Source organism: Paenibacillus sp. NPDC056722, from assembly GCF_042790635.1.
GTDB classification, from domain to species: Bacteria; Bacillota; Bacilli; order Paenibacillales; family Paenibacillaceae; genus Paenibacillus_AQ; species Paenibacillus_AQ agri.
Window position 1 is genome coordinate 154,527 of record NZ_JBHTYV010000005.1, and the last position, 25,656, is coordinate 180,182.

The 25,656-nt window shown below is 50.6% G+C and carries 21 protein-coding genes and 1 riboswitch; of the genes, 3 read left to right on the top strand and 18 right to left on the bottom strand.

Annotated elements, in window-relative coordinates:
* Window positions 1-22: 22 nt before the first annotated feature.
* The 17 genes from ACFRAM_RS14710 to fni all read right to left on the bottom strand — a co-directional run bounded on the left by ACFRAM_RS14710 (window position 23) and on the right by fni (window position 17,454).
* Window positions 23-400, bottom strand: coding sequence for an ATP synthase subunit I (locus ACFRAM_RS14710; RefSeq protein ID WP_066379087.1), 378 nt, complete (start codon window positions 398-400; stop codon window positions 23-25).
* A complete protein-coding gene (locus ACFRAM_RS14715; RefSeq protein WP_379466471.1) occupies window positions 393-626 on the bottom strand; it encodes an AtpZ/AtpI family protein in 234 nt (77 codons plus the stop codon). The genes ACFRAM_RS14710 and ACFRAM_RS14715 overlap by 8 nt, the downstream gene beginning before the upstream one ends.
* Window positions 627-804: 178 nt before the next feature.
* Window positions 805-1,965 carry a non-hydrolyzing UDP-N-acetylglucosamine 2-epimerase gene (wecB, locus tag ACFRAM_RS14720; protein ID WP_175370375.1) on the bottom strand — a complete coding sequence of 387 codons (1,161 nt, stop codon included), beginning with the start codon at window positions 1,963-1,965 and terminating at the stop codon, window positions 805-807.
* A gap of 66 nt (window positions 1,966-2,031) precedes the next feature.
* On the bottom strand, window positions 2,032-2,661 hold the full coding sequence (gene upp, locus ACFRAM_RS14725; protein ID WP_066379093.1) for a uracil phosphoribosyltransferase: 630 nt from the start codon (window positions 2,659-2,661) through the stop codon (window positions 2,032-2,034).
* Window positions 2,662-3,103: 442 nt separating this feature from the next.
* Window positions 3,104-4,351 (bottom strand): serine hydroxymethyltransferase, encoded by a 1,248-nt coding sequence (locus ACFRAM_RS14730; protein ID WP_175370376.1) that lies wholly within the window; start codon window positions 4,349-4,351, stop codon window positions 3,104-3,106.
* A gap of 56 nt (window positions 4,352-4,407) precedes the next feature.
* Window positions 4,408-5,067, bottom strand: a complete 660-nt coding sequence (locus ACFRAM_RS14735) for a TIGR01440 family protein (protein ID WP_379466472.1) — start codon at window positions 5,065-5,067, stop codon at window positions 4,408-4,410.
* Window positions 5,068-5,309: 242 nt separating this feature from the next.
* Window positions 5,310-5,392, bottom strand: a riboswitch (ZMP/ZTP riboswitch).
* A gap of 46 nt (window positions 5,393-5,438) precedes the next feature.
* Window positions 5,439-6,026: a low molecular weight protein arginine phosphatase gene (locus tag ACFRAM_RS14740; protein WP_175370378.1), complete on the bottom strand. Its 588-nt coding sequence runs from the start codon at window positions 6,024-6,026 to the stop codon at window positions 5,439-5,441.
* A gap of 131 nt (window positions 6,027-6,157) precedes the next feature.
* Window positions 6,158-6,730, bottom strand: coding sequence for a manganese efflux pump MntP (locus ACFRAM_RS14745; RefSeq protein ID WP_379466473.1), 573 nt, complete (start codon window positions 6,728-6,730; stop codon window positions 6,158-6,160).
* A gap of 99 nt (window positions 6,731-6,829) precedes the next feature.
* A complete protein-coding gene (locus tag ACFRAM_RS14750) occupies window positions 6,830-7,942 on the bottom strand; it encodes an L-threonylcarbamoyladenylate synthase (protein ID WP_379466699.1) in 1,113 nt (370 codons plus the stop codon).
* Between the two features lie 266 nt (window positions 7,943-8,208).
* Complete coding sequence (spoIIR, locus tag ACFRAM_RS14755) at window positions 8,209-8,961, bottom strand: stage II sporulation protein R (RefSeq protein ID WP_379466474.1); 753 nt, start codon at window positions 8,959-8,961, stop codon at window positions 8,209-8,211.
* Window positions 8,962-9,043: 82 nt separating this feature from the next.
* A complete protein-coding gene (locus tag ACFRAM_RS14760) occupies window positions 9,044-10,246 on the bottom strand; it encodes an FtsW/RodA/SpoVE family cell cycle protein (RefSeq protein ID WP_379466475.1) in 1,203 nt (400 codons plus the stop codon).
* Window positions 10,247-10,941: 695 nt separating this feature from the next.
* A complete protein-coding gene (locus ACFRAM_RS14765; RefSeq protein WP_379466476.1) occupies window positions 10,942-12,132 on the bottom strand; it encodes an FtsW/RodA/SpoVE family cell cycle protein in 1,191 nt (396 codons plus the stop codon).
* Window positions 12,133-12,278: 146 nt separating this feature from the next.
* Complete coding sequence (prmC, locus tag ACFRAM_RS14770) at window positions 12,279-13,247, bottom strand: peptide chain release factor N(5)-glutamine methyltransferase (protein ID WP_379466477.1); 969 nt, start codon at window positions 13,245-13,247, stop codon at window positions 12,279-12,281.
* Between the two features lie 4 nt (window positions 13,248-13,251).
* Window positions 13,252-14,319: a peptide chain release factor 1 gene (gene prfA / locus ACFRAM_RS14775; protein WP_379466478.1), complete on the bottom strand. Its 1,068-nt coding sequence runs from the start codon at window positions 14,317-14,319 to the stop codon at window positions 13,252-13,254.
* 229 nt (window positions 14,320-14,548) lie between these two features.
* Window positions 14,549-15,649 (bottom strand): redox-regulated ATPase YchF, encoded by a 1,101-nt coding sequence (gene ychF, locus ACFRAM_RS14780; RefSeq protein WP_379466479.1) that lies wholly within the window; start codon window positions 15,647-15,649, stop codon window positions 14,549-14,551.
* Window positions 15,650-15,806: 157 nt separating this feature from the next.
* On the bottom strand, window positions 15,807-16,298 hold the full coding sequence (locus ACFRAM_RS14785) for a GNAT family N-acetyltransferase (RefSeq protein ID WP_379466480.1): 492 nt from the start codon (window positions 16,296-16,298) through the stop codon (window positions 15,807-15,809).
* Between the two features lie 40 nt (window positions 16,299-16,338).
* Window positions 16,339-17,454, bottom strand: coding sequence for a type 2 isopentenyl-diphosphate Delta-isomerase (gene fni / locus ACFRAM_RS14790; protein WP_379466481.1), 1,116 nt, complete (start codon window positions 17,452-17,454; stop codon window positions 16,339-16,341).
* A 303-nt stretch (window positions 17,455-17,757) separates the two neighbouring features.
* Between fni and ACFRAM_RS14795 the strand changes: the two genes are divergently transcribed.
* On the top strand, window positions 17,758-19,290 hold the full coding sequence (locus tag ACFRAM_RS14795; protein WP_379466482.1) for a phospholipase D family protein: 1,533 nt from the start codon (window positions 17,758-17,760) through the stop codon (window positions 19,288-19,290).
* Window positions 19,291-19,583: 293 nt separating this feature from the next.
* Here the strand turns inward: ACFRAM_RS14795 and cls are convergent, their stop codons facing one another.
* Complete coding sequence (cls, locus tag ACFRAM_RS14800; protein ID WP_066379137.1) at window positions 19,584-21,092, bottom strand: cardiolipin synthase; 1,509 nt, start codon at window positions 21,090-21,092, stop codon at window positions 19,584-19,586.
* Window positions 21,093-21,306: 214 nt separating this feature from the next.
* On the opposite strand from cls, the gene ACFRAM_RS14805 reads away from it, so the two are divergent.
* Together ACFRAM_RS14805 and ACFRAM_RS14810 are read left to right on the top strand one after the other, a co-directional pair.
* On the top strand, window positions 21,307-22,227 hold the full coding sequence (locus ACFRAM_RS14805; protein ID WP_379466483.1) for a TetR/AcrR family transcriptional regulator: 921 nt from the start codon (window positions 21,307-21,309) through the stop codon (window positions 22,225-22,227).
* Window positions 22,224-25,427: an efflux RND transporter permease subunit gene (locus tag ACFRAM_RS14810; RefSeq protein WP_379466484.1), complete on the top strand. Its 3,204-nt coding sequence runs from the start codon at window positions 22,224-22,226 to the stop codon at window positions 25,425-25,427. Before ACFRAM_RS14805 ends, ACFRAM_RS14810 begins: the two co-directional genes overlap by 4 nt.
* Window positions 25,428-25,656: the final 229 nt, after the last annotated feature.

Below are 25,656 nucleotides of genomic sequence, written 5' to 3' on the forward strand. Positions count from 1 at the left end.
CCCCCCTTTCTCTTTAATCTGGTTACATTTTTTTCTTGATGCTCAGATATATTCCCGCAGGAATAGCGAGAAGCTGGGGAATGAAAAGGCCGGCTATGGTTGCTTCCAGCGAGAAATGCTCGATTTTGACCGAGAACATGGTGACCAAAATGGCGAAGCAAATCCGTGTGACAAAACCGAGGCTGAAGGCATTCCCTTCCTTGTTCGCAATACTCTGCGTTACCCGTCTGACCTTAACGGCCAGGTATCGGAAATTTACCAATCCCGCCACCAGCCCCAGAGCCATGCCCAGAGTAATAGTCCGGGTCTCGTGATGAAGCGCCCATCCCATTACCAGTCCTGCCATAAGGACAAGGGTCACTCTGGTGACAGTATTGATCATGGGAGTCATATTATCCATTCTGCTCCCCCAAAAATTTTTTGATTAACAGGACCACATTCACAATCCCCAAAATCATACCGGTGATCGTGCCTATAGCCAGCCAATAATTGTGACCGTCCATCAGGTCTCTCAGCCATTTGGCGAGAAAGAAACCTATAATAATGTAAGCGGCTAACAAAGTGCCTGCACTTCCAATGACAAGAGCAGTACGTCCAAGGCTTTCCCTGTTTTTTTCCTCTTTCATGGCTACAATCCCAACTAATTTTACTGAATTCCCAGACTCTTTGTCAATTCATTGAACATTGCCCAAAAACCCTTGAAAACATGAAAATAATCACAGCAAAACGTTCCAAAACCATATAAACCGTACAGTTTCACTGTATGTTGATTTCAATTCATTCAGAATATTAGTTTTAATGATTTTATTTATTTTTTGTGAACATTCTGTGAAACTCTTCCGGACGCTCCTCAACCACTCCAAAATGATGCAAAATCGCATTGACAATCCTCTCGGATGCCTTGCCGTCTCCATATGGATTTGCGGCCTGACTCATGGATTGATAGAGCTCCTGATCAGTTAACAGAGCATGTGTCCGTTGATACACCTTCTCTTCGTCCGTCCCCACAAGCTCCAGTGTTCCGGCCTCGATCCCTTCCGGGCGTTCCGTAGTGTCACGCAGCACAAGCACAGGTACTCCGAATGAAGGAGCTTCCTCTTGCAGGCCGCCGGAATCGGTCAAAATCAAGTGGGTATGCGGATAAAAATTATGCAGGTCTACGACATCCAGTGGATCAATCAGCTTGATTCTCGGGTGTCCGCCCAGGATCTCATGCGCCGGTTCCTTGACTGCCGGACTCGGGTGCACGGGATACACAATGACCACATCTTCGAATTCATCAGCGATTCTTTTGACAGCACGGAAAATATGACGGTGCGGTTCGCCTTGCGATTCCCTGCGGTGCGCCGTCATCAAAATAAGTCTTTTTCCTGACGCAAAATCAAGTACAGGATGCCGGTAGTCCGGCTGTACGGTATATTGAAACACATCAGTAACCGTATTGCCTGTGATATAAATACTTGATTCTTTTTTATTCTCGTGTCTCAAGTTGTCTGCTGACTTGTCTGTTGGAGCAAAGTGCAAATCGGCCAACACACCGGTCAACTGACGATTCATCTCTTCGGGATAAGGGGAAAGTTTGTTCCAGGTCCGAAGTCCTGCTTCCACATGCCCGACTTGAATTTGCTGCAGGAATGAAGCATAGCTGGCCAGGAATGTAGTCAGCGTGTCACCGTGTACCAGCACCAGATCAGGCTTGGCCTCACGAAGCACCGGCTCCAATCCTTCCAGTACCCGAATGGTAATCTCGTTCAGGGTCTGGCGGTCTTTCATAACATCCAGATCATAGTCCGGTGTAATCTTAAACACCTCAAGCACCTGATCCAGCAACTCGCGGTGCTGGGCCGTTACACAGACGATAGATTCGATATGTTCGGGATGTCTCCCCAGCTCAAGAACCAGGGGTGCCATCTTGATCGCCTCGGGGCGCACTCCGAAAATCGTCATCACTTTAATTTTGGACATATCCCCTACCCACTTTCTCCATAGTTGCAATTCTTCCTAAACAAGCTTCCGTTATAGTATTCGTGATTACTTTGTTCCGTACAGGCGGTCACCTGCATCACCAAGTCCAGGGATGATGTATCCATGCTCATTCAGATGGTCGTCCAAAGCTGCCACATAGATGTCTACATCCGGGTGAGCTTCATGTACAGCAGCAACACCTTCCGGTGCAGCAATCAGGTTCATCATCTTAATCTGGGTACAGCCACGGTTCTTCAGTGAAGTAATGGCAGCAATGGCGGAACCGCCGGTAGCCAGCATTGGATCAATGACAATCAGTTCGCGTTCCTGTACATCTGTAGGAAGCTTAACGTAGTACTCAACAGGCTGTAGTGTATCCGGGTCGCGGAACAGGCCAACATGACCTACCTTGGCCGCAGGCAGCAGCTTCAGTACGCCTTCCAACATACCAAGTCCGGCACGAAGGATAGGAACCAGTCCCAGCATTCTTCCGGAGATCACCTTACTTTGTGTCTCAGCAACCGGCGTCTGCACGGTTATCGTTTCCAGCGGAATATCGCGCGTAATCTCGTAAGCCATCAATGTGGCAACTTCATCAACGTGTTCTCTGAACTCCTTAGTGTTAGTCCGCACGTCGCGGATAAATGTCAGTTTGTGTTGAATCAAAGGATGATCGCAAATCACCAATTTTCCCATTAACTTGTCCCTCCGGTAATTATAAAGTCTTTAGTCTCAAGCCCTAGTAAGCGCTTTGCACCTGTTCAGTGGCTAAATCTCATCTATTATATCATCACCGCCGCCGCTTTTCACCCTACGACAGAAACTGCAACTTATACTCTTCGAAAAAAGTCAATCTTCACATTATTATCCAACTGCGGGATCTAATAACCCATTTCGGGTCTGTCGCAGCCTGATGAAAACGTCGTTTAGTCTGCACATTTTCAGATTTTTCATACTTTTCACAATTTCATCACGCTTTTTATTGAAAGTTCCATGAACTTTCATGATTGATTTCATTACATTTCAAGCCATAGCCAATCTTCTAATTGTGAACATTATGCAACAAAAAAACCTCCGTAGAGCCGGAAGCCCGGCCCACAGAGGCAGAAAAACAGCACGAATACTGAAATTATAGAGATTAGTATTTCAACTCAGGGTACAGCGGATATTGATCTGTCAGCTCAGCTACTTGGCGACCAGCTTCAGTCAAGACCGCTTCATCCTTCGGATTCTTAAGCACATTCGCAATGATGCGGCCAATAACACTCATCGCCTTCTCATCCATGCCACGGGAAGTAACCGCAGGTGTACCCAGACGGATACCGCTAGTTACAAATGGGCTGGTAGGGTCGAACGGAATGGCGTTCTTGTTCACGGTAATACCAATGGAATCCAGTACTTTTTCCGCTTCTTTACCGGTAACGCCCAGGTTACGAGTATCAATCAGCATCAAGTGGTTGTCTGTTCCACCAGAAATAATGTTAATACCTTCACCAAGCAACGTCTCGGACAGCACCTTAGCATTCTTGATTACATTCTCGGCATAAGTTTTAAAGGATGGCTGCAACGCTTCACCAAAAGCAACGGCCTTGGAAGCAATCACATGCATCAGTGGTCCACCTTGCGTACCTGGGAATACAGCCTTATCAATCGCAGCAGCCCAAGGTTGCTTACAGATGATCAAGCCACCGCGTGGTCCACGCAGCGTTTTGTGTGTTGTAGTTGTTACAAAGTGAGCATGTGGCACTGGGTTCGGGTGCAGACCAGCAGCAACCAGACCTGCGATGTGGGCCATATCTACCATGAACAGTGCGCCAACATCATTGGCAATGGCAGCAAGTTTTTCAAAATCAATGGTACGCGGATAAGCACTCGCACCAGCTACGATCAATTTAGGACGGTGTTTGAAGGCTGCCTTGCGCACTTCATCATAATCAATAAGGAAAGTATCCTCTTGCACACCATAAGCCACGAAGTTATAGAGCAAGCCGGAAGCATTAACCGGACTACCGTGCGTCAAGTGACCACCATGAGCCAGGTTCATACCAAGTACAGTGTCGCCAGGTTTCAGGGCTGCCAAATAAACGGCCATGTTTGCTTGTGCGCCAGAGTGTGGCTGCACGTTGACATGCTCTGCGCCAAACAGTTGCTTAGCACGGTCGCGTGCCAGATCTTCGACGATGTCTACATCTTCACAACCACCATAAAAACGCTTGCCCGGGTAGCCTTCAGCATATTTGTTGGTAAGCACCGAACCCATAGCTTCAATAACGGCTTCGCTGACGATATTCTCAGAGGCAATAAGCTCAATGTTCGCGCGCTGACGTTTCAGCTCCAATCCCATCGCTTCCAGTACTGCCGGGTCACTCTTACGCAATTGTTCCATGTTCTTAGTTCCTCCCTGGTATTGTGTTTATGTTGTATTTAATGAAAACCATTAAGTTATTCGCAGAGCCGGGCTCCGCTTTGTTCCTGTGTCCGGTAGACTGCACGCTCGCCGCCGATCAAGGCAGGTCTGCTCCATGCAGCGTTCACTCTGGCTTCTCCAATATAGCGCAGGCTAGGACGAAAAGGCACGGCCACACGTCTTAAATGCATGCCGATCAGTGTCTCTCCGATATCTATGCCAGCATGAGCCTGTACGGTTTCTGCCAGCACAGGGTCTTTCATGGAGCGGTAGGCAGCAGCAGCCATAGAACCTCCTGCGCCGGGAATCGGCACAGCTGCAACCTCCTGCAACCCTAACCCATCCAGCAAAGAGCGTTCCATAACCAATGCGCGATTCAAATGTTCACAGCATTGATACACCGGATGGAATCCGAGTTCATCAGCGACCTGAGTAATGCCTTCAAGCAGTTGCTCTGCCACAGCCAGCGCTCCACCAGTCCCGATTCGGGCACCGGCCACTTCACTGGTGCTGACTCCTACGACAAGAATTTTGCCGGGACCCAGCTTCCCTGCTGCTGCAAGCTCTCGAACTACAGTAGCCGTAGCCTCAGACAGTAAGATTGCACTGTCAGATGGGGAATCTTCTTTCCCGCCAGTTCCTGCCGGGATAGTCGCGCGTTCTTCCCAAGACTTCTGCTTCACCACTTCATCCATTGCTCTACCTCCTAAAATGTTATGACGCAACTCTCATCATCACCACTTTCGCTGCAGGGACAGATACGGCTGTACCTCTCCAGGAGGCGAAAGTTCAAAACTTTCGGAGGCTGGCAGATACTCTTGATTACGCTATACATCACCCATATCTGTAAGTAAGAAATATTTGGAATTATCTAACAGTCAGATAATTCCAAATATTTCAAACAAAAAAGAGCAGTCCGCAGGTAGCTGCGGATTTGCTCTTTTGCCCAGGCGACCGGCCGTTTATTCCGATGCTCCATCGTGGTTTGATCCACAGTTGTCGCCAGTTACACCGGAACCGATATTTCTTACATCTTAAAGCAAAGAGAGCCGAAAATCAACCATCTTTACAAACGCCGTGCTGACTCCAGCTTATCCAGCAGGCTATACAGCGCCTTGCGGATCTCAGCAGCTGTCAGCTCATAATCATCACGGGTGCCGCCAAAGGGATCGGAGATGTCAAAGCTCGGAATGCGTTGCCGAATCTCGATGATCCGCTGCAGTGCAGCCGCATCCGGTTCTCCTCCAAGAGCAATGCTCATTTCTGCTTCGGCGTAGAGACTATCCAGCTCCTGGATATCTTCAGCGACCTCCGCTTCATCATGTACATATTCTTTGAGCGTATATGTCTTCGCCACGGCATCCGGGAAAAATTGTAGCAAATGCCGCTTGTGACTGCCTGTCAGTGTTAGCACAAGATCCGCCCAGGCCACCTGTTGACCTGTAAGCTGTGAGGATTGAATTGAATCATGAACGCCTTCATCGCGCAGAATCGCCGCGGTATGTCTGGATATAGATGTGCCTGAAATGGCGGATACCCCTGCAGACCGCACCTCCAGCTCCATTCCGCGCTCCTTGGCGTACTTCCGCAGAAGCCCTTCTGCCATGGGACTGCGGCATGTATTGCCGGTGCAGACGAATAAAATATGCAGCATGTTTATCCACCTCCCATAAAATATTTAAATTCATCCCGCCATAGTTTGGTCTGCACAAATTACTTGACTGTACAGGAACTATGGACAGAAACGCATAATTGAAATAGAACAATCCCGATGCCGTTATTGTATCAGAAGATGAACAGCAAGCCAAACCCCAGCAGGATCGCCCCGCCAATCGCCTCGCCGTAAGACCCAAGCCCACGACTGACGTGGCGCCCTAACAGCAAACCTGTAATCGACATCAGCCCTCCGCAGACACCAAAAGCTAGTATCGTCAGCAGAATACTGTCCACGAACATCCCTAAAGATACGCCTACCGAAAAAGAATCTACACTGACACTGAGCGATATCAATAGCATCCCCCAGAAGGTGCGATGATCCCATACTCTCGGACTGTCATCGCCCGAGTGAAAGGAATTGAAGATCATATGCCCGCCCAGAAGGAGCAGCAATCCTCCGGCAACATAGGTGGTAACCTGTCCCAATAAATGCCCGACGTAGCTCCCTGTCACCAGACCGAGCAGAGGCATGAGCACATGAAAAAAGGCAATCAGCAGGCTGAGCTGCAGAATATGCAGCAGACGAATACCTTTCATCCCGATCCCTACTCCAAGGGAGAAAGCATCCATTCCCAGCGCAATTGCCATAATAGCAATCGTTACAACCTGTCCCCAACCGGCATATACCTCTCCTAAGCCCATGGTCATACCCCCAAAGTCGCAAATATCTTGTACAACCACAATATGCGGACAAGAAGGTAAACATGACTTTAGGGGAAAAGGGGGTGTATCTGCGGGAGATTATCGGGCCGCGATAACAGTTCCGCCGGCGGCTTTCATGAGCCGGTTCATAATGGCAGCGCCGAGGCCGGTCTCCGGACAAGCCTCGGCCAGAATGTAGGTCGCTCCCGCTTCATCAAAGCGCCGCAGCGCGGCATATAGGGAGCGGGCCCCTTCCTCCGGCGAGTGAATCGAGCCGAGAGATACCACGCAGGCAGCAGGAGAGGCGGGATAGAGCGCGGCATGCTCCTCGAAGAGGAGCAGCCCCGTAATCCCGCCGTCACGCTGCGCCGCCTGCAGCAGCTCTGCCGCAGTCTTCGCCACGGCTTGCGGCGAAGACCCGCGCACAACGCCGAGCCAGCCGCGCGGCGCGTAGTGCGTGTACTTCATGCCCGGCGCTCGCGGAGCCGGGCCAGTGTCTTCGCCCGCGCTGTCGCCAGCGGGCGAACGGACAGCCGAGGCCGCAGGCGAAGCTGCGGTCTCGGCTGCATGGGCGGGCGCGGTATCCACAGCGCCCGCGCCGGCCACCGCCTCCAGCTGCTCGGCGGTAATTCCGCCGGGTCGCAGCACGGCCACCGTGCCGTCCGGCAAGACCTGTACCACCGTCGATTCCAGTCCGACGCCGGCGGCACCGCCATCGACGACCGCGTCGATGAACCCGTTCAAGTCTTCCATAACATGTGAAGCCAGTGTCGGACTCGGCCGGCCCGAACGATTGGCACTGGGTGCCGCTACCGGACAGCCGGCTTCACGCAGCAGTGAAAGTGCCACCGGATGATCGGGAATACGAACGCCAACGGTATCCAGACCCGCTGTCACCCTTGGAGACAGCACGCCAGTCCGGACAGGAAGCACGAGCGTTAGCGGACCAGGCCAGAAGGCTTCCATCAGCGCCGCCGCTGTCGGATGAATCTCTTCTACCAATTCATCCAGCGCCTTCTGATCCGCAATATGAACAATTAGCGGATTGTCGGACGGACGCCCCTTTGCCCCGAACACCGCTTCTACCGCCGTTGTATTCCGGGCGTCAGCCCCGAGACCGTACACGGTTTCCGTAGGAAACGCTACGGTTCCGCCCTCCCGTAGAAGGGCTGCTGCTGCGGTAATCGCGGCGTGATCTTCTTCTTTTTCCATAAGCGAAGCCCCTGCCGTCTCATCCAGCAAGTGAAGCTTCAAGTACGTTGTGTTCTCTATATTTCCTGTCTGCCGCGGAAGGGCAAACTTGGTCTCGATGTTCTTTTCCATCCATATCACAAGCTTTCCAAAGAGTAGATTAATGATTACAAACAGAGCACTTTCATAGAAACAGGCAAAGTCAGCCGTTTCTAAATATTTCAAAAAAACGACCCCACCCTGTGGAGCCGTAACGCTCAGCTTTTAAAATACTACCATATCACCCCTCAGGACCACAATCCGCTAACCCAGTTCCACAGATTCTGCAGCAGTTCCCAAACGAAGAATTTCACCTCAGGCGTTTTTCCGGACTCGGCACTTGGATCTGTACTCACTCCGTCTCCTTGCGCCGCCTTTTCACCTTGAGCTTTGATTACGGTCTTGCCTTCCGATCCGGCAGCAGATACAGTCTTCGCCTTGGCAGCAGCTGGGGCTGCGGCATCGCCGGACCCGGCATCTATGAAGCAGAGCGGCGGAAACAGGACACACCACCAGTTTTGACCCTTGCCTGCGCCCAGTGTCACACGCAGGGCTTCATAATCACCAGCCGGATACACCTTGCCCCCGTACATTTTGGTAGGGAACGGAACCACGCCGAGCTCCACATTATACGTATAATCGATGCCCCGCTGCTCCAGTTCTTGGCCCACTAAAGCGTTCAGCTCCGGCAGATGCCGCCGAATTAAGGCCCGGGCCTGTTCCAGGCTTTGCGGGTCCTCAAGGCCAGACACCCATTGGTTCATTTGAGCCACCACAGCATCACGGATTTGACGTTTAACAAGCTGATCCTGTGTCCCGTCCGAGTTAGCCAGAATCCGTAGCCGGATGGACTCCGTAGGAATAGAGGATTCAGCTACGGCCGCATCGGTTTTCTGTCCTTCCCACATCATGAGGATCACCATAAAAAAACAAATTAAAATGGCAGTATACTTAAAGGTAATACGCAGTGAATCCCCTCTGTGACCTGGATTACTATTCATATCGGCCGCCCCTCTCTCTTAACCTCTCATATTCGTCAGTATGTCCAAGAGAGAGAGAGTCCAAACCTAGTAATCTATTAAATTATACCTTTAACATTCGCGGATTGGCCGAGCCAGCCGAAGGAACAGGGAAGTCGGGCTCAGCCTCGCCTCCGTGCAAATGTACACTCATTACAATGCCCATCGCAGCCATGTTGATGAGCACTGAAGTTCCGCCATAACTGATGAAAGGGAGTGTAATCCCTGTTAGCGGCATCAATCCGATGAACGCCCCGATATTTTCAAGAATCTGATACAGCAGCATAGCTGCAACGCCAATAATGAGGAATGTACCACTTCGTTCCCGGCACTCCAGTGAGATGACGATCATTCGGTGGATAAGGATAAAAAAGAGCAGCAGGACAAACGCAGAACCCAAAAAACCGAATTCTTCAGCGATCTGCACAAAGATAGCATCCGAATATGTGTATGGAACCCTCCCGGCTTGTACGGAGTCCCCGTTCATATATCCTTCCCCGCCCATACCGCCCGAGGCGATAGCAATTTTAGCATTCTTGGTATGATAGCTTGCATCTGCTGTGGCCAAATCCGGGACAAGCCAAGGATCTAGACGTGCAATCAGATGCTTTCGTCCAATCGTCTCCCCGAGAAAATGAACGGCTTGATCATGATAGTGAATATAACTCAGCGCAAGACCCGCTCCGGTAACGACAATCAGGAGCAGGCCAATCAGCGCATGTCTGAATTTAATGTTTCCGATCCATACCAGACCGAGCATAATCACAATATAACTCAGTGCATTTCCCAGATCATTCTGCACAAGCACTAATACAAAAGGGATCAGCGTCAGCAGGCCAATGGGTATGACCCCTCTCCAGAAAGTCAGAACAGCCCCTTGCTTGCGCAACAGGAATGAGGCCAGAAACAGAATCAGTACGAGCTTAAAAAGCTCGGCAGGCTGCAGCGTCAGGTTCCCCAGCTTCAACCAGCCCTGCGCCCCGTTTTGTTCTTTGCCGATGAAGATGACCAGTACCAATAGTCCAAGGCCCAAGGCATAAATGTATTTTCCATAGCGGATAAACAATTTGTAGTCCACAAAGGCAAGCACGAAAAAAGCTATAAACCCTAAAAGATCATACTTGAGCATCTGGAGGTGAAAACCGTCCAGTTTCAAGGGACTAATCCTCCCGACTGTAACGCTGTATATAGAAAATATACTAATACTCATCAGCAAAATCAGTACAACAACAATCACAGGGTCCACTCTCTTCAATTTCTCCAGCATGGTTCAGTCTGCTCCTTATCCTCGTTCATTTTCAGCACTTATTTAGCAATGTCGTTCTATGACCAACTTACTTCCAATGAAGAACTTGCTATCCACGGAGAACTTACTATCCATGGAGAACTCACTACTATCCACGAAAAACTTGCTATCCACTTTAAGTCAGCTGTTGTCACTATGGTGAATGCTCGGACCACCGATCGCGTTGGCCCCATATTTTCTTTTATAAACTACTTCTATTCTTTTAAAAGCTCCGCAACCCCTGTCAGATCATTTGCCTTCATGCGAATGATCCACCTAATGACCTCCGAATTGTAATTAGCGGCAATTCTGTACCTTAAATCGTCTGTATCAACCGGTTGAGGGAAATTAAGTGCAATATTGTACCTTAAATCTTCCAGAATACCCTGTCCAGCGTGCTTTTTCGAAAAATAAGATACAAAAATGCCCTTATTTCCCTCATTTGCCTATATTAAAGAAAAATAAGGTACAAAAATGCTCTTAGTTGGGGGGGGGTGAACTATTTTTCACCGTTAAGAACGGTAGCTCGTACATTTATTGTAAATGATCCCTATAAAGCATACAAATTTATACATCACTCTTAAATCCACCACCCCTGCTCATAACGCAAAAAAAACCGCCGGGCACTATCTTTTCAGACAGTTCCAGCGGTTTGCAGATGTAATGATGATATGGAGTTATGCCTGCTTCGCAGGGGCTTGATAGGAATTGCCCGGATTAGGCAAATCCTCTTCTACTTCTTGGCCGTGCAAGCGCACACTCATGACTAGACCAATGCTCGCCATGTTGATGAGCAGGGAGGTTCCCCCAAAGCTGATGAACGGCAGTGTGATTCCCGTTAACGGCATCAGGCCGATGAAGGCTCCGATGTTCTCAAAGATTTGATAGAGCATCATCGCGACAATGCCGACGATCAGGAATGGCCCTCCCCTATCCCTGCTTTCCAGCGCAATCAGTATCATTCGGTGGATCAGGATAAAGTACAGTAACAATACCAGCGCGGAACCCACGAATCCAAATTCCTCGGCAATCTGCACGAAGATAGAGTCGGAATAGGTGTATGGCACACGATCCGTCTGTACGGAACTCCCTTTCATGTATCCTTCACCACTCATCCCGCCGGAAGCAATAGCCAGTTTGGCATTTTTCGTATGATAACTCGCTTTAGGTGTTGCCTTGTCAGGCACAAGCCATGGATCAAAACGTTCAATCCAGTGGGAACGACCAATATCTGTAAGGAATACCTTGATATCGTCATGATAATGGATGTAGCTCATAATTCCGGCAATTGCCGAACTTGCAATAACAATTAACCCGATCAAAGCATGTGTGAACTTGATATTCCCGATCCACAGCATCCCGAGCAGAATGACAAGATAAGCCAAGGCATTACCCAAGTCATTTTGGGTCATGACAATCAAGAAGGGAACTAATGTAAGCAAAGTCAGCGGTACGACATCACGCCAGAACAATAATTTGTTCTTTTTCTTTCGGACAAGTACAGCCGCCAAAAATAGAATGAGTACGAGCTTGAACAACTCAGCAGGCTGAAGGCTCATGCCGCCTGGCAGCGACAGCCACCCCTGCGCATTATTCTTGGTCTCGCCCATGAAGCTGACAAGCACTAGCAAGCCGATACCGCCCAAGTACACGTATAAGGCATACTTCACTAATATCCTATAATCGAGAAAAGTGATTCCGGCCAGCGCAATAAAGCCGATCACATAATACTTCAGCATTTGGATATGGTGCCCGTCAAGCTTCTCTCTCCCATGGGTGACACTGTATATGGCTGAAATGCTGACGCACATCAAAATTAACAGAACGACTATGATGACGCCATCGATTTTTTTAATTTTCTGAAGCATGTTCTGCCTCCTTGCTCTCTGCTGGCTTTCGGGTACTCATCATGTACAGAACAGCCGCCATTGTCTATTGTAAGGGACGGCTCAGTAAAAATACAAATCCTTTGCAGCCAGCGGCCCCCATTGTACCTATAACAACGGTTCTCGATCTATCTGCTTAGTCCAAGCACATGACGGGGAATCCCGGCGAGATCATCTACGGTGATGATCTCGTTCCAGTGACCCGCAGCTTTCAGGAGCGCAGCCACCTGCTCTGCCTGTCCGAAGCCAAGTTCAAAGCCAATCAGGCGCGGCGGAGCCGGGAGCAGCGGGAGCTGCTCCATCATGCGGCGGTACGGGTCCAGCCCGTCCGCGCCGCCGTCGAGCGCCGTGCGCGGCTCATGGTCGCGCACCTCGCGCTGGAGCCCGGCGATGTCGCCGCCGGGAATATACGGCGGGTTGGAGACGAGAATATCCGTCTCCATCCCCGCGAACGGCTCGAGCAGGTCGCCGAGCCGCAGGTCCACGGCCGTGCCGTGCCGCTGCGCGTTGCGCCCGGCCACGGCCAGTGCCGCCGGCGAGATGTCGCCGGCGCAGACCGCCCACGCCGGCGCTTCCGCCGCCAGCGTGACAGAGATCGCTCCGCTGCCGGCGCCGATATCGACGGCGGTCAGCGGACGTGCGGCGCCTGTGGCAGGGGCGCCGCCTTCTTGCGCGGCTCCATCCGCCGCGCGGCCCTGCTGAGCCGCTGCGCCCGGCGCAGCAGCCGGCCATAGCTCACCGGCGTACCGCAGGATCGCCTCCACGAGCAGTTCCGTCTCCGGCCGGGGAATCAGCACATCCGGTGTCACCTCGAAAGCCCGGCCGTAAAATTCCTGCTCGCCGATGATATACTGCACCGGCTCACCGGATGCACGGCGGGTAACCCCGGCCTCCCAAGCTTCCCGGACATCCGCTGGAAAAGCATCCGCCAGCGCCATGTAATACGCCGCGCCAGACAAGCCCAGCACATGCTCCAGCAGGAGCTGGGCACTGCGCTGCGGCTCGTTGCAGCCGCTACGGCTCAAAAAAGAAGAAGCCTCCGCAAAGGCTTCCCGGATGCTTTGCACGCGAGGCATGACATATACGTCGTGTTTCAAAGCATTATTCTCCTTTTTCCATCAATTCGGTCTGTTCAGCCAGCGACAATGCCGAGATGATGTCCGTGATCTCCCCGTTCATCACTTGCTCCAAACGGTGCAGTGTCAAGCCGATCCGGTGATCCGTCACCCGGCTTTGCGGGAAGTTATACGTACGAATCCGCTCACTGCGGTCACCAGTGCCGACTTTGCTTCTGCGCTCTCCGGCATACTTCGCTTCTTCCTCTTGGCGCTTCATGTCAGAGATACGAGCGCGAAGAACCTGTAGCGCCTTCTCCTTATTGGAGTTCTGCGATTTGCCGTCCTGACAGGTAGCCACGATGCCTGTTGGCACGTGAGTTACGCGAACTGCAGACTTCGTTGTATTAACGGACTGACCGCCCGCTCCACTGGAACAGAAGGTATCCACACGAATGTCCTTGTCATGGATTTCAATTTCAAAATCCTCAGCTTCTGGCATTACGGCTACCGTCGAAGTAGAGGTATGAATACGTCCGCCCGATTCTGTGGTTGGAATACGTTGTACGCGGTGCGCGCCACTTTCGTATTTCATTTTGCTATAAGCACCCCGGCCGTTAATCAGGAAGATAACTTCCTTGAATCCGCCAAGGTCATTCGCACTAACGTCCATCAGTTCGATACGCCAGCCTTGTGCATCAGCATAACGCGTGTACATCCGGTAAAGATCAGATGCAAACAGAGCCGCTTCATCTCCGCCGGCAGCGCCGCGGATTTCCACGATTACGTTCTTATCATCATTAGGGTCTTTAGGCAGCAGCAGAACGCGGATTTTCTCCTCCAGATCAGTCTGGCGCGACGACAGGTCATCGATTTCCATCTTGACCATTTCCTTCATTTCATCGTCCAGCTTCTCAGCCTGCATCATTCTGGCGGCTTCCAGCTCTTCCATTACATTTTTATATTCAGCATAAGCCTCATAAGCGGGCTGCAGATCAGATTGTTCTTTGGAATAATCCCTCAGTTTCTTACTGTCGTTTGCAACATCCGGATCACAAAGCAGTTCACTGAGTTTCTCATAGCGGTCCGCCAAGGATTGCAATCGGTCCAACAAGGGAATTCACCTCTCCTAATTCAAAGTTCAATACCTTTCAAGCATACTAAATGTCGGTAAATCAAAGATGATACACGACTTTATATTATACCACCGTTCCTCGCAGTTGGCTACACTTCACTTCGCTGAGAACCGACATGATACTAAGATATTTTCTATATAAAAAGGGGACAGCCAGGAAAAACACTACCTCCAAGCTGTCCTTTATTATAAATAGGCCTCTGCTTCCTTATACGTTGAAGCGGAAGTGCATCACGTCGCCGTCTTGCACCAGATATTCCTTACCTTCCAGACGAAGCTGTCCGCGTTCCTTGGCACCGTTCATCGAGCCTGCTGCTACCAGATCGTTATAAGCAACGACTTCCGCACGGATGAACCCGCGCTCAAAGTCGGTATGGATAACACCGGCTGCTCCTGGCGCTTTGGTTCCTTTACGGATGGTCCAAGCACGAACTTCCTGAACGCCCGCCGTGAAGTATGTGTACAGACCTAGCAAACGGTAAGCGGCTTTGATCAGACGGTTTAGCCCGGATTCTTCCAGACCCAGCTCCTCCAGGAACATCGCCTTGTCTTCGCCTTCCAGCTCAGCAATCTCCGCTTCCACCTTGGCACTGATTGGCACAACTTCCGCGTTCTCGGAAGCAGCAAAATCACGTACCTGCTGCACGTATGGATTGCTCTCCGCACTTGCCACTTCCTCTTCGCTGACATTGGCCGCATATAATACCGGCTTCTGTGTCAACAGGTGAAGATCGCGGATAATCAGACGCTCGTCCTCAGTCAATTCTACGCTGCGGACAGGTTTATCGTTATACAGAGCTTCCTTGATACGCTCCAGAAGTTCAACCTCCTGTGCGTATTTCTTGTCTCCACCCTTAATGTTCTTACGGGAACGCTCAATCCGCTTATCCACGCTCTCCAGATCGGCAAGAATCAGCTCCAGATTAATGGTCTGAATATCGCTGATCGGGTTCACCTTGCCATCGACATGCGTAACGTTCTCATCTTCGAAGCAGCGTACGACATGGACGATCGCATCCACTTCACGGATGTGAGCCAGGAACTTGTTGCCAAGCCCTTCGCCTTTACTCGCACCGCGCACGAGGCCTGCAATATCCACAAATTCAAACGCGGTTGGAACCGTTTTGTTCGGCTGAACCAGCTCGGTCAGCTTGTCCAGACGCTCATCCGGGACTTCCACCACGCCAACGTTCGGGTCAATGGTACAGAATGGGTAGTTCGCGGATTCTGCACCCGCTTGTGTGATAGCATTAAACAATGTGGATTTCCCTACGTTAGGAAGCCCGACGATCCCTGCTTTCAAAGCCATTTATATGACAACTCCTATTTTCAGTTGATTTTGGAACAGATCACCGATAAGTCGTACGATCTAAACCATTATATATTAGAACAAATGGTCCAGCAACACCGGAAATCAAGGGAAAGGACATTTGTACATCTAGTACATTCATGGTTTGGCCGCGTAGCTATGAAGCGCCCTCTTCTAGCTTCAGTTCTTTGGACATGGAGATGTCCGTAACGGTGTAGCCCATTTTCTTGTATAGTTCAAACGCCCGTGTATTTTGGCCGAAGACATGCAGGCCGATCTTGGTGACTCCCATCTTGCGTGCTTCTTCATCCAGTGCCTGCATGGTCAGTTTGCCATAACCTTTGCCCTGATAAGGCTCAAAAATGTAAATATCATAGATGAAGGCTTCCCGCCCGCCGCGGCCTTCGGTCACATTGAACCAGATATACCCGATTGACTCCTCTACATCTTCATGCACTACCGAATAAAGGTACGCACCTTCTGTATGCAGCCCGCTTGGCAGGAAGCGGGTTATCGCTTCCTGTGACAGCTTAAGGGCATTATCCGGGTCCCAAGCTCCTGATTTCACCTTTTCAGCAGCATATTCCCTGGTAGATTGGCTTAAAAAGAATTGAAAGGTCGACTCGTCCATTTGAAGAAGTTTGATCATATCATTATTCCTTCCCAAAATCAGTATTCTTGGTAATAACCTATTTTCTCAGCAAACGGGGTGTACCTCGTAGCGCGTTTAGATCAGGTGCGCCAATACCGAACATTGCAGTGCGCAGCTCCAGCTCCACCTGAGCTAAAGCATTGTCCAACGCGGTCTCCGACTCCACAGCAGGGCCAAGCAAATTGCGGCCAAAGCCCGCTAGATTAGCGCCCAGCGCCAGCGCCTTGGCGGCATCCACGCCGTGCCTTAGTCCGCCGCTCCCGATCAGGGCGCCTTGCGGAGCAGCCGCTCGGACATCCGCGATACTTTCAGCCGTAGGAATACCCCAATCGGCAAAAGCTTCTGCTGCGGCCCGCCGCACGGGATCGGTGCTACGGAACTTCTCGACCTGACTCCAGGAGGTTCCGCCTGCTCCCGCTACATCAATGAAGGCGACACCGGCATTGTACAACCGGACCGCGGTCTCGCCATCGATGCCCCAGCCCACCTCTTTGACGCCTACAGGCACGGGAAGTTCCTGGCAGAGCCTCTCAATCTTCGGCAGCAGCGCAGCAAATCCAGTGTTCCCCTCCGGCTGGAACACTTCCTGAAGGCCGTTCAGGTGCAACACCAGCCAATCTGCTCCGGCAATCTCCACCGCCCGCTGGCATTCATCCACACCGAAGCCGTACGATAGCTGAACCGCTCCAATGTTAGCAATGACCGGAATGCCGGGCGCCTTGTCCCGTACACGGAAGGTCGACGCCAGTTCGGAACGTTCCACAGCGGCCCGGACCGATCCTACACCAAGGCACCAGCCGCGCCGCTCGGCCGCTTCCGCCAGCCGGGCATTGATCGCGCCGGTAGCAGCGCTGCCCCCGGTCATGGAGCTGATCAGCAGCGGGGTGCGCAGCTTTTTGCCCAGAAATACAGTGTCCAGAGAAATGCCGTCAAAATCCAGCTCGGGGAGCGCATTATGACGGAAACGATAACGTTCAAAGCCTGTCGTAATCCCGCTGCCTCCTACCTCCTCATTAAGGCATAGGCGTACATGTTCAATTTTACGTTCTCCGGTTCTAGAATCCGGCAGCAGTGATCTGTTTCCGTCGGGCTGAAGACCGTCCCCGGAATCCGCCTTAGGGAAGCTCTGTATATTCTGTGATGTATGGTTCATGATGTCGCCCCCGTTTCTCACTCTATTTAATGGCTGTTGTCAGCCCAGACTTCTTCTTAACAGTTGGATTTATTATAACACATCCCGCTAATGGAATTTACAATAAGAGGATATGAAGTGGACAAGGGATAGCGATCCTGGTTTTCTGGAAAACTGAACCCATCTTCTTTCCTCGTCAGTGGCGGTTACGAATCTTTAGCGGCTGCTTCAGGTAGTCTTGAATGGCGGTAATAGGTGAGGTAGAATACCGGATCTAACACATCCGGGCACAGGATGTTCAGAATACTTTCAGGAGGAACATTAATGAGCCCAGGCCGCAAAGCCTCTCGCCCGCAACCGCCATCTTTCGCCAATAAGCAATCTATACTATTCGCTAAGAAACACCGAAAGCATCGCCTCTGGCTTTGGGTAGGAGGGCTTTTCACCCTTTTGATCCTTTGGCTGGCTGCCGTTATGATTTACCAGACCCACAAACCCCTGCCGCCCGGTCTTTCTTATGAAAGCCCCTCATACAAGGTTAACCAAGTACATTTTTGGTATGACTTGACCCATGCGGATGGTACGGAAAACGGCTCACAGAAGGAACAAATTCTGCCGCGCATTCTCCAGATCATCGAAGAGTCCCGGGAGTTTCTGGTGATCGACATGTTTCTCTTCAACAACTACACACATAAGGGTCAGTATTTTCCACCCGTCAGCAAAATGCTTACGGATAAGCTACTACTCCAGAAGGCCGCGTATCCCGAGATGGAGATTGTGTTTATTACTGACGAAGTTAATACAAATTACAATTCTGCTCCCAACCCTCTGCTACAAGAGATGAAAGCTGCCGGCATAACGGTAATCATGACCGATGTTGATAAACTAAGGGATTCCACACCCGTATATTCTGCCTTCTGGCGCACCTTCATTCAGTGGTTCGGGCAATCCGGCAAGGGGCGGATTCCCAATCTGATGGCCAGTAACGGTCCGAAGATCACCGCCCGCTCTTATTTGAAGCTCTTGAATGTTAAGGCCAATCACCGCAAGCTGATTATGAATGAAACAACGGCGCTGATATCCTCGGGGAATGTACATGATGCCAGTGCCTACAACTCCAATATCGCACTGGAGGTTCAGGGCCCCATTCTCGCCGATATTTTGCAGACGGAGCAAGCCGCAGCCCGTCTTTCTGGTACAGGACCCTTATTGCGCAAGGAGCCCGTATTTTCTCAAGCCAATGAGAGGAGCGCCGGGGAACCCCTTGAGGTCCGGTATCTGACAGAGGGTAAAGTCTATAAGTATACACTGGAAGCCATCTCCTCTGCCGGAAAAGGTGACACCGTATGGATGGGCATGTTCTACCTGGCTGACGACAAGATCATTAAGGCGCTGCTGGAGGCGTCAAAACGTGGCGCTACCGTCCGGTTACTGCTGGACCCCAATCAGAATGCTTTCGGCAGAGATAAAATCGGTATCCCCAATCGGCCTGTAGCCATGGATTTGAACCGCCGTTCAGATGGAAAGATCGACATCCGCTGGTACAACACGACGAAGGAGCAGTATCATGCCAAGCTGCTTTTTGTCGCCAAGGAAAATGGCAGGTCCGTCATCCTGGGTGGATCTAGCAACTTTACGGCTCGAAACCTCGATGATTACAATCTGGAGAACAACCTGTGGGTAACCTTGCAGAGGGATCAGCCGCTATACGCTGAAATGGAGGCTTATTTCACCCGCCTGTGGAATAACGACGGCGCAGATTACAGTCTCCCCCTTGATACCTACCAAAGCGGGGTCACGTGGATTAAATACATGGTGTTCCGTATACAGAAATTCATCGGGTTCACCACTTTTTAAATATATCCTGATACAAGTAGAAACGGTTTTCCGTCCGCCAAGGTACGGTATCCGTCTCAGTGAGAAATATAAGGATGATCTATAGCGTAAAACATATAAATTCTTATATTTGAATCCATTTCATAAATCCATAAGTGAACGTCTAATCATCGATATCTAGTTGTACACGGTTTAGGTTTAACTAGATATTGTACCTTTTCGGATTGAAATCCGCATTATGAAATGGATTCATTTTCAAAAAAACCACTTAGAGCACCTTACATAAGGCTGTCTAAGTGGTTTATCATTCTATCCTACAGCAGCGGGGACATCAGACGCGCCGCCGATTCCAGTATCCGTTCCATCAGGCGTTTGTTCATGAATTCCTCATGCACAATCTGTCTTGTGGAGAGCAGATCGCGCTCGAAGTCCTCGACAATCCGCGCCACACTTTCTGTCCGGATCAACAGCGCATTCACCTCGAAATTCAGATGGAAGCTGCGCATATCCATATTTGCCGTACCGATCGTGGCAATTTCCCCGTCCGTAATGAGCAGTTTGGAATGAATAAAGCCCTTCTCATACTCATAAATCTTCACACCGGATTCCAGCAGTGCCGGAAAGTAAGAATGGGATGCCAGAAACGGAATCCACTTGTCCGGTTTGGCCGGAAACAGCAGCCGCACATCCAGCCCCGACATCGCTGCAACGCGCAGTGCGGTCAGAATATCCTCATCGGGAATGAAATACGGCGAAGCAATCCATACGGATTCTTGCGCAGAGGTAATCATCGAGAAAAATAAGTTCTTGAGTGCCCGGCGTTCATTATCCGGCCCGCTGGCAATAATCTGCACCGCGCCGTCCCCAGCCATATACCGCAGCTTGGGGGACAGGTAATCCTGCTCCAGAATCTTCTCCCCCGTCGTATGCATCCAGTCCTGAAGGAAAATAATCTGCATTGTCCGTACCGCTTCACCACGTACCAGCATATGCGTATCGCGCCAGAACCCGTAAGTTTTGCTGCGGCTCAAATATTCATCGCCGACGTTAAGTCCGCCCATAAAGCCAACATCGCCGTCGATGACAACGATTTTGCGGTGATTTCGGTAATTAACCCGGCTGGAGAAAAAGGAGGTCGAGTTGCCGTAAGCCGCCACCTGCACCCCGGCATCACTCATTTCCTTCAGAAACGACTTGGAGAGCTGAATACTCCCGACTGCATCATACATGAATCGAACGGTCACGCCGGCACGCGCTTTTTCAATCAGGATCTGCTGAATGCGGGTCCCGATATGGTCTGCCCGGAAGATGTAATACTCCATGTGTATATGATGCTGCGCCTGCCTCAGCTCCAAAAGCAGGGTTCCAAAAGTCTCCTCCCCGTTGGTTAAGACCCGCGTCTCCGACGTACAAGAGATAGGCGTCCGTGCCAACCGCTGCGACAATCCCAACAGCTTCTGATGAGGCTCTGCAAATTCCGACCAATCATGGTGAGTGCGCAGCGCATCGTTCTCAATTCGCTCGTAGGCCATCATGTCAAGCTGGGCCTTTTTATCATATTTACGGCGCTTGAACACGTTCTGTCCGAACAGGAAATAAAAGATAAGTCCCACTACCGGGATCAACGCCAGTAGTAAGATCCAAGACATCGTTGTGGAAGGATTACGGTTCTCCATAGAAATGGCAAGTCCAATGGATATGACCGTCAATGTAGAGAAAATACTAATAATGGTCGTGCCGGTACTACCGAACAGACCAAAGCCGAAGTAATAAAAAGCTATAAAAGCCCCAATAATGACAATTGCCTGCAATCCTCTTCTCATATTCTACCTACCTTCTTTTTACATCACGGAAATGACACATTTATATATTACATGAATACGAGGGTTCTTCCTACAAAATCGATGCCAAATTGATAATTGCGACAAAATTGTAACCTTTGTTTGTGTAAATTTGTAATACCCAGAAAGTTATAATATAATTTTCATGACTAACCAGTCAATTTCAGAACTTATCAGTCAGAAAGGGGATTCATCGGTGGTAGACCGTACCCAGGACAAGAAGGAACAAATTATCAAAACGGCGATGCAACTGTTCGCTGTGAAAGGTTCTTCCTCCACTTCCATGCAAGAAATCGCGGAGCTAAGCAGCATGTCCAAGGGCAGCCTTTATCTCCTGTTTAAATCCAAGGAGGAGCTGGAACGCAGCATTTATATATACTGCTTCAAGATGATTCGTGACCCTCTGGTTCATGCAGAGCAGGAGACCGGGAAGACACCGCGCGAAAAACTGCGGAACCAGGTCGAAATTCTGCTTAATCATGTATACGAGCTGCGTGAGTTTTTGCAGCGCCAAATTCAGGATTTTGCCGGAAAAGGCTATTCAGATATCCCCGAATGGCTGCAAAAGAGTAATGTGGCAGTGATGGGCTGGTTCCAATCCAAAATGGAAGGCCTATACGGTAAGGAAATTTTGCCCTATACAGGCGATTTATCCATGATCGTTCACGGTATGATCAGCTCTTATGTACGCGTCCTCTTCCATCCTGAATCCTTTGTACCTACGGCTCGCATGGCGGATCATCTGATCAAGATGATGGACATCATCGCGGCCTCCCTGCTTGCAGACAAGCCCACCCCGCTCATCTCACATGCGATGGTTGTAGGGATGCTGGCTGGCCAAGAGGGGAACGTACGCAAGAACCCGCTTCAGTTGATTAAGGAAATGAAAGACCTGCTCGGTGTCATCCCTCTAAAGACCAGACAACAGAAAGATGCCGCGGATTCACTTGCCATTCTGGAAGGGGAGATGCTCGTTTCCCACCCGCGGAGAGCCATTATTCTAGGGATGCTGTTCAACCTGCAAGCCTGTCCCGAACTTGCCGAGCCCCTGAAGGAATTAAGAAAGTTATTATCGTCTTACATGCATAACCAAGAGGAGCTGAATTGTACGCCATGAAAAGTTTGATTAATTTTTCCCTGAAAAACAAATTTGCGATTTGGCTTCTGACGATCATCATCGTCTTTGCCGGTCTGTACAGCGGACTGACCATGAAGCAGGAGACCCTGCCGAATATCAGTATTCCCTACCTGAGTATCACAACGATTTATCCAGGCGCTGCGCCAGAAGGGGTTGTGAATGATGTCAGCAAACCCTTAGAACAGAAGCTGCGCAACGTGGATGGTGTCAAAACGCTGACCTCCACCTCCCTGGAGAATGCCTCCAGCATTTTCATTGAATTTAATTACGGCACCAACCTGGACAATGCGACAGCAGCCGTCCGCGAAGCATTGAATGAAGTCGTCCTGCCGGACAATGTGCAGAAGCCGAGAATTTCCCGCTTCAGTCTCAGCTCTCTTCCTGTCGTCTCCCTCAGCCTTGCCGGTGATGGCTCCAAGCCGCTTGAAGAATTGACCAGCATTGCGGAGAACGACATCCGTCCAGCACTGGAAGACCTCGAAGGCGTAGCGTCCGTACAAATCGCCGGACAGTACGTCAAGGAAGTCTCCCTGAAATTTAATCAAGATAAGCTGAAGCAATATGGACTGACCGAAGATACGGTAAAAGGCATCGTTCAAGGGTCTTCCTTGCGTGTGCCACTCGGCCTGTTCGAAATGGAAGCATCGCAGAAAGCCGTCGTTGTCGACGGAAATGTCACAACCATTGATGACTTGAAAAATGTTGCTATCCCTGTAATGCCGAGCGGTGCTGGCGCAGCCGGCGGGGCTCCAGCCGGAGTACCAGGCGGCGGCGCAGCTCCAGGAGCTGCTGGTGGTGCGGCCGCAGGAGGTGCTGCAAACAACGGTGGAGCCGGAGCGAATGCCGCAGCCGGAGCGGCCCTCGGAGCAGGACTTCCTACCGTCAAACTTGGCGAATTGGCAGATATTGAAGTTGTAGGCCGTTCTGAATCCATCTCCCGTACTAACGGGAAGGAATCCATTGGTATTCAGATAGTCAAAGCCAATGATGCCAACACCGTTGAAGTAGTCAACAATGTCAAGAAGAAGACCGAAGAGCTGAAAGAACAGTTCAAGGGTCTCGATCTGACGGTTCTGCTCGACCAAGGTAAGCCGATCGAGGATTCAGTAAGTACCATGTTATCCAAGGCTGCTTTTGGTGCCTTGTTCGCGGTCATCATTATTCTGATCTTCCTGCGGAATATCCGCTCAACGATTATCTCGATCATCTCCATCCCGCTCTCACTGCTGATTGCAGTTCTGTGCCTGCGTCAGATGGATATTACCCTGAATATGATGACACTCGGCGCGATGACCGTAGCCATTGGACGGGTCGTGGATGACTCCATTGTCGTCATTGAGAACATCTACAGGCGCTTATCGCTCTCAGGCGAGAAGCTGCGCGGCAGAGAGTTAATTAGCGCGGCAACACGCGAAATGTTCGTGCCGATTATGTCGTCCACTATTGTTACGATTGCCGTGTTCCTGCCGCTTGCATTTGTCAGCGGAATGGTCGGCGAATTGTTCCTGCCATTTGCCCTGACTATGGTCTTCGCCCTGCTGGCTTCACTCGTTGTAGCCATCACGCTTGTACCGGCAATGGCGCACTCACTGTTCCGTAACGGTCTGAAAAAGAAGAACGATAATCACGATAAACCGGACAGATTGTCTGCCTGGTATCAAAAAGTGCTGGATTGGTGCTTGTCCCACAAGCTAGTCACTTTTGGTGTTGCCGTTATTCTCCTGGTAGGTAGCTTGTTCCTGATCAAGCCGATCGGTGTCAGCTTCATGCCATCCCAGGAAGAGAAGAACGTTACGTTGACCTATTCGCCTAAAGCAGGACAGCGTCTGGAGGATGTGCAGGCGCAAGGCCTGAAAGCAGAGAAATATATTTTGGCACAGAGTCATGTAGATAAGATGCAGTATTCCATCGGCGGAAGCAGCCCGTTCAGCTTGGGCGGTTCTGGCGGCAAGTCGGGACTATTCTATGTTGCTTACGACAGTAATACACCTGACTTTGAAGCCGTGAAAGAGAAACTGATCGAAGGACTCACCAAAGAAGTTCCAGAAGGAGTCTGGGGCGATATGTCCGGTATGGCCGGTGGCGGCCTTGGCGGCAGTACGCTGACGGTGAATATTTTCGGAGATAATCTGGATCAACTGAAGCCTGTAGCCGATGAAATTGCCGGAATTGTACAGAAGGACACCGCCAACTTCAAGGATGGCAAAACAAGCCTATCTGCAGCCTATGATCAATACACCATCGTTGCGGATCAGCAAAAACTTAGCTCACTGGGTCTTACAGCCGGACAAATCGCTATGAAGCTCAGTCCAGCTGGCGCACGTCCGGTTCTGACCGAGGTCAAGCTGGATGGCAAAAACTATAATGTCTATATTGAGACTGAAAAAGATACGTATACCAGCATTAATGAGATGGAGGATGCGCTTCTCACCTCGCCGCTTGGCATCACCGTGCCGATTAAAGATGTAGCCAAGGTAGAGAAAGGTTCTTCACCGGACTCGATCACTCGTATGGATGGCAAAATGAAAGTGGATGTTACAGCAGATATCATCGCTACTGACGTTAACGCCGCTTCCAATAGTGTGAAGACCAAAATCGAAGCTCTTAACCTGCCGGATGGCGTAACCGTTACGTTCGGTGGTGTTACGGAACAGATCAATGACACCTTCGGACAACTCGGTATCGCTATGGCTGCTGCAATCGCCATCGTATACTTCGTACTGGTGGTTACCTTTGGCGGCGGACTTGCTCCATTCGCCATTCTCTTCTCGCTTCCGTTCACTGTCATCGGAGCGCTGGTTGCCCTGCTATTAGCCAAGGAGACCTTGAACGTCTCCGCTCTGATGGGTGGTCTGATGCTGATCGGTATCGTCGTCACCAACGCGATCGTACTGATCGACCGTGTTATTCATAAAGAAAAAGAAGGACTTACCACCCGAGCAGCCCTGCTGGAAGCAGGAGGAACGCGTCTGCGTCCAATCCTGATGACGGCACTCGCTACCATCGGCGCATTGCTGCCGCTCGTGAGCGGGCTCGAAAACAGCGCCGGCATCATTTCCAAGGGCCTCGGCGTCACAGTTATCGGTGGTCTCATCAGTTCCACACTCCTGACACTCGTGGTAGTACCGGTAGTGTACGAATTCCTGATGAAATTCCGCAGAAAGACTGTGGAAGAATAAAGCTTAATCTTTCACTCGCTATATTCGCATCGGAAGCACAGGCTGTCGCCAGATTCCAACCGCTAGGAGCGGTTTATAAAGAAGAAATCTGGCGACAATAGCGACCGAAAGTCCAAACATTCCATCGTAGTGACGACTGAGCCTTATGTTCGATCTTGAGTTCGTCTTATATTGCAAGAAGCTTTTACTTGTAAAACGATTGGATGATCCAAGAGGCCCCTCCGTGTAT

What these genes read in the sequence shown, in the direction of transcription:
- ACFRAM_RS14710 (WP_066379087.1), bottom strand. Translation starts at nt 400, where the DNA reads ATGGATAATATGACTCCCATGATCAATACTGTCACCAGAGTGACCCTT.
- ACFRAM_RS14715 (WP_379466471.1), bottom strand. Translation starts at nt 626, where the DNA reads ATGAAAGAGGAAAAAAACAGGGAAAGCCTTGGACGTACTGCTCTTGTC.
- wecB (WP_175370375.1), bottom strand. Translation starts at nt 1,965, where the DNA reads ATGTCCAAAATTAAAGTGATGACGATTTTCGGAGTGCGCCCCGAGGCG.
- upp (WP_066379093.1), bottom strand. Translation starts at nt 2,661, where the DNA reads ATGGGAAAATTGGTGATTTGCGATCATCCTTTGATTCAACACAAACTG.
- ACFRAM_RS14730 (WP_175370376.1), bottom strand. Translation starts at nt 4,351, where the DNA reads ATGGAACAATTGCGTAAGAGTGACCCGGCAGTACTGGAAGCGATGGGA.
- ACFRAM_RS14735 (WP_379466472.1), bottom strand. Translation starts at nt 5,067, where the DNA reads ATGGATGAAGTGGTGAAGCAGAAGTCTTGGGAAGAACGCGCGACTATC.
- ACFRAM_RS14740 (WP_175370378.1), bottom strand. Translation starts at nt 6,026, where the DNA reads ATGCTGCATATTTTATTCGTCTGCACCGGCAATACATGCCGCAGTCCC.
- ACFRAM_RS14745 (WP_379466473.1), bottom strand. Translation starts at nt 6,730, where the DNA reads ATGGGCTTAGGAGAGGTATATGCCGGTTGGGGACAGGTTGTAACGATT.
- ACFRAM_RS14750 (WP_379466699.1), bottom strand. Translation starts at nt 7,942, where the DNA reads ATGGAAAAAGAAGAAGATCACGCCGCGATTACCGCAGCAGCAGCCCTT.
- spoIIR (WP_379466474.1), bottom strand. Translation starts at nt 8,961, where the DNA reads ATGAATAGTAATCCAGGTCACAGAGGGGATTCACTGCGTATTACCTTT.
- ACFRAM_RS14760 (WP_379466475.1), bottom strand. Translation starts at nt 10,246, where the DNA reads ATGCTGGAGAAATTGAAGAGAGTGGACCCTGTGATTGTTGTTGTACTG.
- ACFRAM_RS14765 (WP_379466476.1), bottom strand. Translation starts at nt 12,132, where the DNA reads ATGCTTCAGAAAATTAAAAAAATCGATGGCGTCATCATAGTCGTTCTG.
- ychF (WP_379466479.1), bottom strand. Translation starts at nt 15,649, where the DNA reads ATGGCTTTGAAAGCAGGGATCGTCGGGCTTCCTAACGTAGGGAAATCC.
- ACFRAM_RS14785 (WP_379466480.1), bottom strand. Translation starts at nt 16,298, where the DNA reads ATGATCAAACTTCTTCAAATGGACGAGTCGACCTTTCAATTCTTTTTA.
- fni (WP_379466481.1), bottom strand. Translation starts at nt 17,454, where the DNA reads ATGAACCATACATCACAGAATATACAGAGCTTCCCTAAGGCGGATTCC.
- ACFRAM_RS14795 (WP_379466482.1), top strand. Translation starts at nt 17,758, where the DNA reads ATGAGCCCAGGCCGCAAAGCCTCTCGCCCGCAACCGCCATCTTTCGCC.
- cls (WP_066379137.1), bottom strand. Translation starts at nt 21,092, where the DNA reads ATGAGAAGAGGATTGCAGGCAATTGTCATTATTGGGGCTTTTATAGCT.
- ACFRAM_RS14810 (WP_379466484.1), top strand. Translation starts at nt 22,224, where the DNA reads ATGAAAAGTTTGATTAATTTTTCCCTGAAAAACAAATTTGCGATTTGG.